General features: G+C 62.4%; 10 protein-coding genes. 5 read left to right on the top strand and 5 right to left on the bottom strand.

Annotated features, from left to right (window positions below; genetic code table 11):
• Nucleotides 1-1593 carry a relaxase/mobilization nuclease domain-containing protein gene (locus tag IWX65_RS13100; RefSeq protein WP_196883485.1) on the bottom strand — a complete coding sequence of 531 codons (1593 nt, stop codon included), beginning with the start codon at nucleotides 1591-1593 and terminating at the stop codon, nucleotides 1-3.
• Entirely contained in the window at nucleotides 1590-2012 is a 423-nt protein-coding gene (locus tag IWX65_RS13105; RefSeq protein WP_196883487.1) for a plasmid mobilization relaxosome protein MobC, read from the bottom strand. The genes IWX65_RS13100 and IWX65_RS13105 overlap by 4 nt, the downstream gene beginning before the upstream one ends.
• Nucleotides 2013-2434: 422 nt before the next feature.
• On the opposite strand from IWX65_RS13105, the gene IWX65_RS13110 reads away from it, so the two are divergent.
• The 3 genes from IWX65_RS13110 to IWX65_RS13120 are packed head-to-tail and all read left to right on the top strand — an operon-like array spanning nucleotide 2435 to nucleotide 3729.
• Nucleotides 2435-2638 carry a helix-turn-helix transcriptional regulator gene (locus IWX65_RS13110; protein WP_196883488.1) on the top strand — a complete coding sequence of 68 codons (204 nt, stop codon included), beginning with the start codon at nucleotides 2435-2437 and terminating at the stop codon, nucleotides 2636-2638.
• A gap of 48 nt (nucleotides 2639-2686) precedes the next feature.
• A complete protein-coding gene (locus tag IWX65_RS13115) occupies nucleotides 2687-2983 on the top strand; it encodes a hypothetical protein (RefSeq protein WP_196883489.1) in 297 nt (98 codons plus the stop codon).
• Between the two features lie 11 nt (nucleotides 2984-2994).
• Nucleotides 2995-3729 (top strand): hypothetical protein, encoded by a 735-nt coding sequence (locus tag IWX65_RS13120; protein WP_196883490.1) that lies wholly within the window; start codon nucleotides 2995-2997, stop codon nucleotides 3727-3729.
• A gap of 113 nt (nucleotides 3730-3842) precedes the next feature.
• Here IWX65_RS13120 and IWX65_RS13125 read toward each other — a convergent pair whose 3' ends face one another.
• The 3 genes from IWX65_RS13125 to IWX65_RS13135 form a co-directional block, all read right to left on the bottom strand.
• Nucleotides 3843-8801: a helicase-related protein gene (locus tag IWX65_RS13125; RefSeq protein ID WP_334683854.1), complete on the bottom strand. Its 4959-nt coding sequence runs from the start codon at nucleotides 8799-8801 to the stop codon at nucleotides 3843-3845.
• A 143-nt stretch (nucleotides 8802-8944) separates the two neighbouring features.
• Nucleotides 8945-9358, bottom strand: a complete 414-nt coding sequence (locus IWX65_RS13130; protein ID WP_334683855.1) for a TnpV protein — start codon at nucleotides 9356-9358, stop codon at nucleotides 8945-8947.
• Nucleotides 9359-9541: 183 nt separating this feature from the next.
• Nucleotides 9542-10189 carry a recombinase family protein gene (locus tag IWX65_RS13135; protein ID WP_196883492.1) on the bottom strand — a complete coding sequence of 216 codons (648 nt, stop codon included), beginning with the start codon at nucleotides 10187-10189 and terminating at the stop codon, nucleotides 9542-9544.
• Between the two features lie 189 nt (nucleotides 10190-10378).
• Between IWX65_RS13135 and IWX65_RS13140 the strand changes: the two genes are divergently transcribed.
• Nucleotides 10379-11041: a hypothetical protein gene (locus IWX65_RS13140; protein WP_196883493.1), complete on the top strand. Its 663-nt coding sequence runs from the start codon at nucleotides 10379-10381 to the stop codon at nucleotides 11039-11041.
• Nucleotides 11042-11359: 318 nt separating this feature from the next.
• The gene (locus IWX65_RS13145; protein ID WP_196883494.1) at nucleotides 11360-11959 is read left to right on the top strand and encodes a hypothetical protein; all 600 of its coding nucleotides are present in this window, start codon (nucleotides 11360-11362) and stop codon (nucleotides 11957-11959) included.
• Nucleotides 11960-12099: the final 140 nt, after the last annotated feature.

Genomic DNA, 12099 nt, shown 5'->3' on the forward strand with positions numbered 1-12099 from the left:
CTATCTCCCCATCTCTCGATCGTGCGTGCGGCTGTTCAGGGCGTTCTGCTTGCGTCGTGCGGTCATGCGTGAACGCTGAGCCTCGGACAGTTCCGGAACCGCCTTCTGCGGCACACCGAGAGCCGGCTCGGGTGCCTGCTGCGGCGCCGGCAGTCGCGGGTGAACGACCTCGGGTAGAGGCTCTGCCACAAGGCTCAGGTGTTTGCTCACGGTTTCGTTCAGCAGCTGCACCTCGCGCAGCTCTTTGTTGCTCTGCTGCATGTTGTGCAGGGCTCTCATGGTGCGCAGCATCTGGTGCATGATCATGGCCTGGGCCACCGGTGATGGCGCCGTCGACGCGGCGAGCAGGAACGCAGCTGTCCCGGCCATCCGCAGCGGCGGGCTCACTGGTTTGCTGATCGTGACGCCCGATCGGTGAGCGGAGCGTGCCAGGACGCGTGAGGCGTGCGCGAGCGGCCCGGGTTCAGTCTCGGTGGCCTTCGACCAGGCCCCGAATACTCCAGACGCTTCACGGGCGACGTGCGCCCATGTTTGGTGATCCCCGGGGGCCACCGATGACATGGCACGACGGGCTTGGGCCAAGTCCAATGCAAGTTTCCGCGCGGCCACTTCGTCGACCGCAAGTCCGCCGATCATGGATACGCGGGCACCTCGTGTCATATCCGGTGCGTCGCGGTGCACGATCCTTTGCTGCCGCTTCGCTGCCCACCATTCCTCAGCTGCTTCCTGCGCCGCCTCCGGGGTGTCGGTTGTACTGGACCACGCTGTGCGCAGCGCCGGCAGGGTGAGATCCTTCGCGAGCTTCCCGCCACCGAACCACACGGGGTCCATGCCCGCCGGTGGCCGTTCAGCCACGGAGTAGCCGGTGACGACGGCGCGGCCGCCGTCAGCGAAGCGGGCGTTCACGAGGAGTTCCTGGCAGCGGAGCCTGCGCACGAACTCAGCTTCCGAACGGGACGCGACGGCACTGGACCGGACGGTCCTTTCAAGGCGGTGCCTCGCTGGCTCTTGCGTACTCCCCGTCTGATTCTCCGCAAGCTGCTCGGCTGGCTTCAGGCCACGCTCGGAGTGCTGCCCAAGCTCAATGAGTCCGAACTGCTTCTCGAGGTTCCGGGCCGTTGTCTGCGCCTTCGGGAAGTCCGACCAGTCGCTCCACTTAGTGCCGTCTTCGCGCACGCGTGACGCGACGATGTGGATGTGGTCGTTCCCCGCCGTGCTCGTTCCGTGGTGTACGGCAACCCACTGGCACGCTGCCTTGCCGCTGGCCTCGGTGAAGCCCATGTCATCCATGAACTTCTCGGCAATGTCCGCCCACTCGCGATCGCTGACAGGCCGCTCGTCGGATCGCAGCGACAGGGAGCAGTGCCAGACGTGCTGGTCCATCTCGACGTCATTGATCCGCTTGTTGAGGTCAATCTCCTGTGCCGCGAGAACCGCCGACTGATCGTTGAGCTGAGCGTCCCCGAACCACGCCATGATCGTCGGGCTACCGGTAACCAGGTGTGGGTCAGTGTGCTCGTTGCTCTTCCCCGGCCCAACCAGGTACTTCATCAGACCAACGGTCCGGGAACCCTTCGTGATGTTCGGGATCACGGCTTCAGCTCGTACATCTTCGTTTCGATCTGATGCATCAGCTGACGAGTCTCCTGCATCGCTGCAGCGGCATTGTCTTTGACCTCGCCAGTCGCGTTGGAGTGACGCGCGATCTGGTTCATGTTGTTGGCCGCTGTCGCGATGAGACGACGAATTGCAAGCAGAGTGACGACCTCCTGCTTACGCACGGTCAGCACCGCCGGGTCACCTGACCCGAGCGCGGCATCGACGAGGATCGCAGACGGCGACAAACCGGTCTGCGCCTCCAGCTGCAACAGCTGCGCGCGCTCCATCTCTGACATCGAGACCCGCACGTAAACGGTCTTACCCTCGATGCGCTTGCGCCTCGAAGACCACACATGCCGCTTGCCGGCACTAGGAGGACGCGCAGCGGGCTCCTGCTCCTGGCTTTCGCTCATCGCTCGCACTCCCTTCAGGCCCAGCGCAGCGCCCCTCCAACGGAGGCCCCACACCCCAAGTGTGTCACCGCCCAGCCGCAGGCGCCAGCGGAAAACTTGTTTATGGCACATAAATACATAGCTTGCTCCGCAGGTGGTTGGGAAAGCTCTTGCGGAGCGGTCTGTGCCGGGCGGGGTGTTCATGCTTTCGGAAGACGCTTCGCGTCTGGATTGGTCCTCACGGCTGCGCCGTTCCGTTTCGGCTTGTGAATGTACTGTCCGCCCTTCTCTTGGCAAGGCTCCGAGAACGGCTTTCGCGGCATATCCTCGCTCCGCTCCGGTATTCCACGGTCCGTCCTCTCCACCTTGCCAATTCACTTCGCGTCCAAGTGATGACGGCGTTGCCGAAAGGAACGGGGGCAAAGATGAAAGCAGGAGTCTAGGTGGGCGCGATACTTGCACCGAGGGACGTGGCTGCGCTCTACGGCGTGACCACTACAGAGCTGGCGAGGTGGCGTCGCACGGGGGACGGACCGTCGTTCTACGTACTCGGCCGGAACACAATCAGGTACGACTCTGACGACGTCACCGATTGGTTCAACGACCCGGACAACGCGTACCTCCACGACTACCCTGCTGGCCACTGACTACCGGTTCGTGTTCCTTTCGTCTAACGTCCGGATTAAGGTGAAGGCATGACTACTCTCGACCTCGAAACCACGAAGAACCAGGCACGGAAACTCCTCGACTCGCGCATTGAATCGGTCACCGATTTGACCCTGGCGCGGAAGCGCGTGGAAGAGCTGCGCGAGCAGCTGGCGGACGCGGAACGGGAGGACAAGAAGGCATACGTTCGAGCAACGAAGGACGGCTGGAGCGAGGACGAGCTGAAGAAGCTCGGACTCGAATCGGGCGGGGTGGCAAAACGTCGATCGCGACGTTCGCCTGTCGATGCCGGCACTCCTGCGGGTACTACCGGAGACGCGCTTTAGTGAGTCCCGAAATGTCGGCAGCCGCTGCAACCTGGGTTGGCGCCGTCGCCGCGATACTGACGTTCCTCGTCGCTCTCGCTGCTCTGTTCTATGCAGCAAAGCAGGTCAAGATTGCGCAGAAGCAAGCAAGGGACAGCGCGACGGACGCCGACCGAACACGCAAGCTTCAGCGCGATCTACTGATTGAACAAGCACAGCCCTACGTCGTCGTCACGATGGAGCAGAGCCAAGTTGGTGGAGGAAGGTTTATCGACTTGGTTGTGAAGAACTACGGCACCACCGCAGCGCATGACGTAAAGCTATCCATTGACCCGCATCCGGAGCGGGCAGCACACAAGGACAATGAGCTCAAAAAAGCGAAGATCCCGGAGTCGATTCACGTCCTCGCGCCCGGCCAGGAATGGCGCACGTTCTGGGACTCGGTGACGGACCGCCATAACTCAGGACTACCGACTGAGCACACGGCGACGGTGACCTATCTCGGAATCAACCAGGAGCGCCTCGAGTTCACAACAGTGCTGAGTTGGAAGTTTTTTGAGTCTCGGCTGTGGTTCGAGATTCGCGGGATGCATGACTTGGCAGAAGCCACCCGTGCGATCGACAAGAAGCTCACCAAGGTTGTTAAGCATGGAGCCCTATCGGTGCATACCTACGACGGCCACTTCGAACATGATCGTCGGCAATCAAGGATGGAAGCTAAAGCGCGTGGCTGGATAGCACGTCAGGCAGCCAGGCTGGGCAGATGAGTGACTGAATTGGCCAGAGCGTCGGCTCGCACTCTCATGATCGCCGTGTGAACTGAAACGAATGAGGGGCGGTTCCTACCATCGGTAGGGACCGCCCCTCTGCTGTGCGCTATCTAGCGTTCCATCCCACCGTCACGCTTCACATGTGGTCCTGACCCGCCGTTGTCGCGGTACTTCCGTGACGATTGGTTAGGAGCCTGGCTGGGCTTCGGCGGGTTAGGGAAGGCAGCACGCATGTGACGCTGCAACTGTTCTAACTCTGGTGTGAGCGTGGTCTGGGCTGCATCCTCGCCGCGCATCTCTCTGCTGATCCTCTCGACCTCCCACTTGGCCTTTTCCAGTGCCTCCGTGTGCTTGAACGGTTGCTGCAGGGCGTTGGCCGCATCACGGTACTCCTGCCGTGCTTCTTCCAGTTGCCGCTCACGCTTGACCACCTCGTCGGGCAGGCGCGTGACCTGATTCTCCAGGCGCTGGATCACGCCCACAGTCGGGAAGAGTGCGTCGTTTCGCTTGAGCTCCACCGCGACGCCGGGCGCGCCTTCGATCTGCAGCTCGACGCGGGAGGCACCCATCTCGACCATGTTTGCTTGGCCCTGCACGAACCTGATGTCGTGACCGCCGATGGAGGCCATTACACCGAGGTCCTTGGACCCCTGGATCGGGGGTCGACCTGCTGCGTTCCTGTCCGCCCATGTGCGCAGCGCCTCCACTGCGTCGGTGCGCTTGTCGACGGCCCGACCATTGATCGTCATACGGAACGCATCGCCTCCGACGTCGGCGGTTGTGCTCGCGGCAGCTTCCTTCAGCGCTGGCAGTTCAGCCACTAAGGCGCGACCGCGGACGAGTGAGCTGTCCTTCCGGCGCGTGAGTGCCGCCTGGTTGCGATGCCAGGCGCGTTCAAGGCGTTGCAGTCGGGTGAGCTCCTGGTCGGCTTTCGACTTCTCCAGAATGAGCGGGTTGCCGCTGGAGATGGCTTTGACCTCCGCGAAGGACAGGGTGCTGTCTCCCATGTCTTCGATCTCGCGGACGTCGAGCCGGCCGCGCATGATCTGGTCGATGAACTTGCTCTTGCGCTCCAACGTCTGCCACATGAACGTGTCGAACGATCCCTTGGTGACCACTTGCGAGATGGCCACCTCGGGGTTCTGGTTCCCCTGTCGGATGATGCGGCCATGGCGTTGCGCGACGTCGGCCGGCCGCCACGGAGCATCGAGGTCGACCAGGTGAACGGCACGGTCCTGAATGTTCGTGCCGACACCCATCTTCTGGGTCGAGCCGACCAGCACGGCGACGTCCCCTGTCCGGCAAGCCGCAAATAGCCGGCCCTTCTCGGCGTCATTCTTGGCTTCGTGCATGAACCGGATCTTTTCTGCTGGAACCCCACGCTGCACCAGGTCCTCGCGCAGCTGCCCATACACATTCCAATTGTCCGAGGGCGTGCCGAGGTCGCAGAACACAATCTGTAGGGCGCCCGGTGTGGGATGTGGTTCCTTCGTCGCTGGATCGTCGTAAATGCGGTCCTTGTTCTCCTCGTAGACCCTCGCAAGGAGGTCTGCTGTCGCACTGATCTTCGTCTCCCCGATCAGTACGTCGAGGTCGGGGTCGACCAGCCGCATGTCCAGGGCAGCCTTCCGGCCATCCGTGGAAATCTTTAGCATGTTGTCCTCGGTCGGGTCGACCAGACGTGCCTGGATCTTCTCGGCACGGTCAGCGATTTCCGCGATGTACGCCTCGAGCTCGATGGTCGGTTCGACCGCGACCATGCGGGGCAGGCGCCTGCCGTCCTCGCGCTCCTCGATGTCGGGAACCGGCAGCTGCAGGTCCTCGGCGGTCTTCACGTCCGCGAAGGTGTGGAACATCTTCAGCAGCTCGGGCACATTCTGGAACTTTGAGAACCGCTCCTTCATTTTGAAGCTGTCACCACCGGCGACGGTCATCTCCATCTCGGTCACGACCTGACCGAACGTCGCAGCCCACGTATCGAAGTCGTTGATCCCTGCCTGCTCCAGCAGGTCGGGGCGCAGGTACCTCTGCATCACGTACATCTCGGTCACGCTGTTGGCGATCGGCGTAGCGGTCGCACCGGTGATCACCCGGTCACCGTGCACGCTGCGCAGGTACTCCACCTTGGAGTGGAGGTCCGTGGCACGGTTCGAACCGTCGATAGCGGCATCTTGGATGTTCGATGCTGTTTCGAGGTTCTTGAAGTCGTGCAACTCGTCCACGAGCAGGTAGTCGATGCCGGTCTGTTCGAACGTGATCCCCGGATCGGTTGGCCGGTCCAGCTTGGCTTTAGTCCGCTCCTCGAGCGCCTGCAGGCGGCTCTCGATCTTTTTCACGGACAGCATCTTCTGGCCTGCCGCGTCAGCACGTTGCTTTGCTGCGTTCAGTTCGGCGCGCTGGCGTTCAATCTCCCGGTTGGAGTAGGCGACCTGCGACTCGTCAGAGAGCTGGATGCGCTCGAACGCGGTGCGGGTCATGATGATCGCGTCCCAGTCGTTCGCGGCCGCCCTGGCGACGAACTCCCGGCGTTTCTCGCCGGCGAGGTCGGACGAGGATGCGGCGAGGATCTGCGCCTGGGGGTAGATCTGCAACCATTCCCGGGCGAACTGGTCGAGCATGTGGTTCGGCACGATCACCGCGGGCTTGCGGGCCATACCCAACCGGCGCAGCTCCATGGAACCCATGACCATCTCGGCGGTCTTGCCGGCCCCTACCTCGTGGAAGAGTCCCACGGACGGCTCGGAAATCATGCGAGCCACAGCGGCCAGTTGGTGCGATCGAGGCTCGAAGTTCTTCACGAGCCCCGGCAGGGTCAAGCGCTCACCTTCGACCGTGTAATCGCGCAGCACGAGCGAGTTGAAGCGACGGTTGTACTCGTCCGTCAAAGCCACAGCACGATCGGCGTCCTCCCACACCCATTCCCCGAAACGGTCCTGCACCAGCTGGGCCTTCTCCTGCGCTGCAGCGGTTTCGGTGGGGTTCAGGATGCGCCGCTGGCTCTGCGGATCAGGGTCCGGGTCGGTGACCTGGACCCGCTTCTGTTCAAGGAGGTCCTTGAAAATCTCACCCGCCGGCATCCTCTCCGTTCCCCAGTCATTGCGGACAGTGAAGCTGTGCCTGCTCGCCTGGACATCCCAGTTCGCACCGGTGATCCGGTCGACGCGGGCCCGTGAGTCGCGGGTGATGGTCTGCAGGAACTCCTGATGTACCTCGGAGGATATCCAGACGGAGCCGATGCGCGCCTCAATCTCATCCGCACCCAGCGGAAGCGGCAGCGCACTGCGGAGGTCCTGGACGTTGCGGTTGTACCGCTCGTCCTCGGCTGCGGCTTCCACGGCACGGTCGAGCTTCTCCCTGATGTTGCCGCTGAGGTACTCCGCCCGCGTCTCCAGAGCGCCCTGCTCCCCGGGCACGTCGTAGACCAACTCACCCAGCGCCTGCCGTGCAGCGCCACGCTCGACACCCAGCAGCCGGGCGACCTCTGCGAGGTCAACTTCACCCGTGTTGTCCAGGGTGACAGCCAGTGCCTCAGCTGGGGTGTCGACGCCTCGAATGGGCTGGCGGGGCTGGACCTGGCGTTCGCGCTGCAGAGCCGACGGCGTAGCCGTCTGGCTACCCTCATCGAAGTTCTCCAACGCCTTCACGAGAGCACCGAACGGCTCCCCCTTCAGTAGCGCGACGGCCTTCGGTGTAACCCTTCGCATGATGTCTTCGCCAGCATCATTGAACTTGCCTGTGCGGCTTTCGGTGAACCGGTTGATCGGCCCATACGTGCTGACGTATGCCTGGTACGACGTTTGAAGATCCTGACGGGCAGCACCCAACTCGGCGGTGTCCTCCACGTTGCTCGCCTCGAGCACGAGGACTGAGCGTCCGGCGTCGCGAAGGTTCAGCAAAGACCGCAGTTCGGCGGCCGCCGTCCGCGGCACAGCCAGCGGAGCTGCCGCGCCGTCGATTCCGACCTGAGTGAAGGTGCCGTCTGGGACGGCCGCGATGTGGCCGACCTGCAAGTCACTGCCTGCCGGCACGATGGCTGCGGACTCGATAACCTGCCCGTCCTGGCGCTCCACCGCTCCCCTGCCGGCGGCGACGGCGGTGAGGGCGATGTCCTGCAGCTGGTCGTGCATCTGCTCGGGCACGGAGCGCAGATCCTCGCTGCGCACGGTGAGGGTCGCTGACCCGTACATGCCGTTACCCACCACGGGCTCACCCAGCACGCGCTGCGGGTTGTCAACGAAGTAGGCGTTCATCCGGGCCACGTCCTGGCCGGCGTCCAACTCGGCGTCCTGCTCCCTGTCCTCCCCCACGGACAGGACACGTGATTCGAGCCACAGCGGGCTCAGTGGCTCCTCGCCCGGAAGGCGTTTGCGGAGGATCAGGACGTCCGTGAGGGCATCGGTGCCGGCGGCGCGGCGGTGGGCGCCCGTGGGCAGTCGGACGGCGCCGAGCAGGTCGGCTGTGTCGTAGATTTCACGGCGTGCTGCCTGGTTTTGCGCGTCCATGGTGAACGCCGAGGAGATGACGCCGACAACGCCTCCGGGCCGGATGAGGGCAAGGGATTTGATAATGAAGTGGTTGTGCATCGAGTGGTTGCCGGCGTTGTGTCGCGGGTCGTGCAGCCTGGTCTTGGCGAACGGGACGTTGCCGACGGCGGCGTCGAAGTACCCAGCGGGCAATCGGGTGTCAGCGAACGACTCTGCTCGAATGTCAGCGTCCGGGTAGAGGGCTTGGGAGATACCGGCGGTGATCGGGTCCAGCTCGACGCCGGTCATGGCCGCTGAGTCAGGCGCAAGGCCGATGAAAGTACCGGCACCGGAACCGGGCTCGAGCACGCGACCACCGGCGAAGCCGAGCGTATCTAGGGTTTGCCAGAGTTCCGTGGCGAGAGCGGGATCGGTGTAGTGGGCGTTGATGACAGTCCGGTTCGCGGCCCGGTACTCGTCCTCGCTCAGCAACTCGCGCAGCTCGGCGCGGTCAGCCTCGTACTCGGCCTGAGTCTCATCGAACACCTCGGCCACACCGGTGGCGCCCCAGCTCCCCCACCGAGCCAGCGCGGCGCGCTCCTGCAAGGTGGCTACCCGAGCCTGGTCCTGCAGCTCACGCAGGACACGCAGCGCAGCGACGTTAGCTTGGAACCGCGCTCGGGCACCCGACGGGGCGAGGTCCTCCTGCCGTGCAGGAATGAAACGGGAGTCCGCTTCAATCGCGGGGTTTAGTTCTGAGGGTTGTTCCTCGCGTCCTGGTAGGCCAGCTCCTCGGCCCTGACTTCCTCCATTCCCTCCTGCAGAATTCGGCTCATCTCTTTCCGGTGCTCCAACAGGATCGAGCTGGTCTTCTCCTCGTCGTCCGTCTCGTCGCCCTCTGTCTCCATCTCGCTCGGAGTCAGCATCTCGGCTCGGACGATCTCCTCGGCCTGCATCTGCGAGGTCGTCAAGCGTCCGTACTTCTCCAGGAACGAGTCGGTCATCGAATCCGGGCCCGCTATCTCCCGGGTCAGTTCCTCTACTCTCGTCGCTGCTTCCTCGCCCAGCTTCCGGAACCACTCCTCCGGGTCCGGGATCAGGGAGTACTGCGACGGGGCGGTCATCTTCCACGTCTCCTGCGCGAACTTGCCGTACTTGTTCATCAAGAACCTCCTCTGGTGGTGCGAAAAGAAATGCGTCTAGGTCGAGAGTTGCCTGACCATCAATCTGGTTGCGCTTGCGCGATCGTGCCATCGGGGGCCCCCTGGTGCCGGTGGGAATACTTCTCCCACCGTACCGAGCGCCCTGCGCTATTCGACGGAAACGTCACTCTGGTACGCCATGGCTCATTTGCGACCACTCTGACCCTCTCGGTAGCCGGCGCCTGCGAGGCCATCGGTGCGCAGTGCGCGAATGATCGTGGAGCGATGGACCTTGAACCTCTTCGCAATGGCTTCGACGGTCAGCTTCTCCTGCTCCCTCAGACGGCGGGCTTCCACGACATCGTGGGGTTGGAGGCGCGGCGGGCGGCCGCCCTTCCCTGTAGCTACGGCGAGGCCGGCCTTCGTCCGTTCCCGGATCAGCTCGCGTTCCATCTCCGCGACGCTGGCGATGATGTTGAACATCAGCCGGCCCGAGGCTGTGGTGGTGTCGATACCCTCGCCGAGGGACCGGAACATGATGCCTCGCTCATGCAGTGAGTCAAGGAGTTCCACGAGTCCGCGCACTGTACGGCCGAGCCGGTCGAGCTTGGTCACCACGAGGGTGTTGCCTGGCTGCAGTGCGCGGAGACACTGCTCCAGCTTGGGGCGGGTCATCGTCGCCCCTGACTTCCCGTGGTCCGCGTAGACGTCGTAGCAACCAGCGTCGACCAGCTGACGGGTCTGCGCCTCGAGGTTCTGGTCCATGGTCGACACGCGGGCGTATCCGATCAGGACGCCATCAGGCACCAGACGTGGTTCCTCGACGCCTTCGAGACGTTCCGGTCGATCCATGTGTCCTCCTCCAGTCCGGAGGGTCGCAGAATTCGTTTCACCCTCGCGTTATGACAGTACACGTTTCGCACTTGGTTAGAGAGACAAAAAAACGAGGGGGTTGGAGTGGTGCAAAAAAACTGGCTCTTAAACGGTCCTTTTTGCGCGATAGTCCCGCCGGCGGCATCATGTGCCAGATATCATCCGGTCATGACTGATTTAGATCTCCTTGTGACGGCCATCGCTGAGGATCTCGGTGATCCTTCCGAGTGGAGGGCCCCGGTAGAGTTCCGCGACTCTCTTGCACTTTGCGCCCTGAACTCCGCCTACTCCCTGCGCGCGAGCTCGGCCGCAGCGACGAATGTCCTTACCCGGTACCGTGCGCTTCGCCCAACGGCAGACACCGACAGTGGCCCAGACCTGATGAAGGCCATGGATAGCGCAGGTGGCCCCGCAGACTTCGCCCGAGACGTCCTGCGCAACGAAAGCAAACTCCCCGGTACGAACCGTTTGCGACCTGAGGGCATTTACGAGGGTCTCTCCCGGCTCGCAGCACTGGACACCGCAGTGACGAGCACAGAACACCTCCGAACCGCCGCGACCAACGGAAGCACCTCTGCAAAGACAGCATGGCTTTCAATCAATGGCTTCGGCACGCTTGCCTGGTCATACCTGATCATGAACGCAGGAGTCACCACCGAGACAAAACCAGACGTGATGGTGCAGCGCTACCTCGCCCGAGTTCTCGGCGGTGACAACAGACTTACTCCCGCACGAACGCGGCAACTCCTTCAAGTCGCGGCCACGAAGCTTGCTGTTGAACCCCGGGACTTGGACCGAGCAATATGGCTACACGAGAGTCCGTCGAAGTAGTTACCCGGCCAGGAATTTTCAGTCGGGCTTCGCGGGAGCCGGTATCAGATCTGGGCTTAGCACACAGTCAAGTATTTCGGTACAACTTGGAACAACGCACGCTCAAAGAACTTACAACTGTTGATGGAGAGGCGTTCTTGATACGGGCATCGTTGAGCACAGCTTGACTCCGACTAGTGCCACTTGCCCCTTATTCGCATCCGCTGCCTGCTCGGACGTCGGGAACAGCAGTACTGGGCCTCGCAACCCGGCCCAATTGAGCACCAATCAGTGTAACCACCTCAAGGTATAGGCTCATCGGAGGAAACTGGAGGGGCAATGGAGAGTGACAAGCAGGAGTATCGGGAAGTGTTGGTTGACGTCCCGGTGCGCGACAAAAACGGGAACCCAATCCCCTTCGATTCGTTGAGCTCGGGCGGTGCACGTAACGAAGACGGTTCCCTCATCGTCCATTACAGCAATCCAAGGCCTCCCGAGTCAGGCAAGCAACCTGAGGTTGACCGAGAGTTCGACGAGCAGCTGAATCGTGATTACGACGCGCGGCGTAGGCGCGAAGAAAAGGAGGAAGAGCACCGCAATAGGGAAACGGCAGAATTTTTTAGTCGGTTGTTCAATACCTATGTTTTGGACCCGTTGATGCAAGAAATCATCCTTCCGCGCGCGGCCCAGTTATGGGACACCAAGGTGCTGCCCGCGGTCAAACGGCTTGCGCGGCATCGGCCCCCCGTGAAACCGAAGCAGCCGAAGGTTACACAGGTGAGCGGAGACACGCCTGAGGCTACGGTCGATACCGCAAATCCGCCTGCAACCATGCCTCGCACCACCAGTGGCACAACTGAAGTACCACCCACCAGAAAAGACACCCCCCTCGCGGACGTCATCCACATGGACGACTATCAGAACCGCCGGTCTGCCTAAGAACCTAGGTGTTGCGATCATTAGGACCGAGTAGACGCACCCCGTCGGCCAACGATCGGCTACTTTCGTGACCTACGATGCAGATTACGAATCTGGCTTATACGTAGCGGAATAACTATCCCGTATTCGATGGGATGCGA

The sequence above is a fragment of the Arthrobacter sp. CAN_A214 genome (assembly GCF_015751955.1).
Lineage (GTDB): Bacteria > Actinomycetota > Actinomycetes > Actinomycetales > Micrococcaceae > Arthrobacter_D.

Excerpts from the sequence above, each read along its gene's own strand:
- IWX65_RS13135 (WP_196883492.1), bottom strand. The coding sequence starts at position 10,189 with ATGGATCGACCGGAACGTCTCGAAGGCGTCGAGGAACCACGTCTGGTG.
- IWX65_RS13140 (WP_196883493.1), top strand. The coding sequence starts at position 10,379 with ATGACTGATTTAGATCTCCTTGTGACGGCCATCGCTGAGGATCTCGGT.
- IWX65_RS13120 (WP_196883490.1), top strand. The coding sequence starts at position 2,995 with ATGTCGGCAGCCGCTGCAACCTGGGTTGGCGCCGTCGCCGCGATACTG.
- IWX65_RS13115 (WP_196883489.1), top strand. The coding sequence starts at position 2,687 with ATGACTACTCTCGACCTCGAAACCACGAAGAACCAGGCACGGAAACTC.
- IWX65_RS13145 (WP_196883494.1), top strand. The coding sequence starts at position 11,360 with ATGGAGAGTGACAAGCAGGAGTATCGGGAAGTGTTGGTTGACGTCCCG.
- IWX65_RS13105 (WP_196883487.1), bottom strand. The coding sequence starts at position 2,012 with ATGAGCGAAAGCCAGGAGCAGGAGCCCGCTGCGCGTCCTCCTAGTGCC.
- IWX65_RS13130 (WP_334683855.1), bottom strand. The coding sequence starts at position 9,358 with ATGAACAAGTACGGCAAGTTCGCGCAGGAGACGTGGAAGATGACCGCC.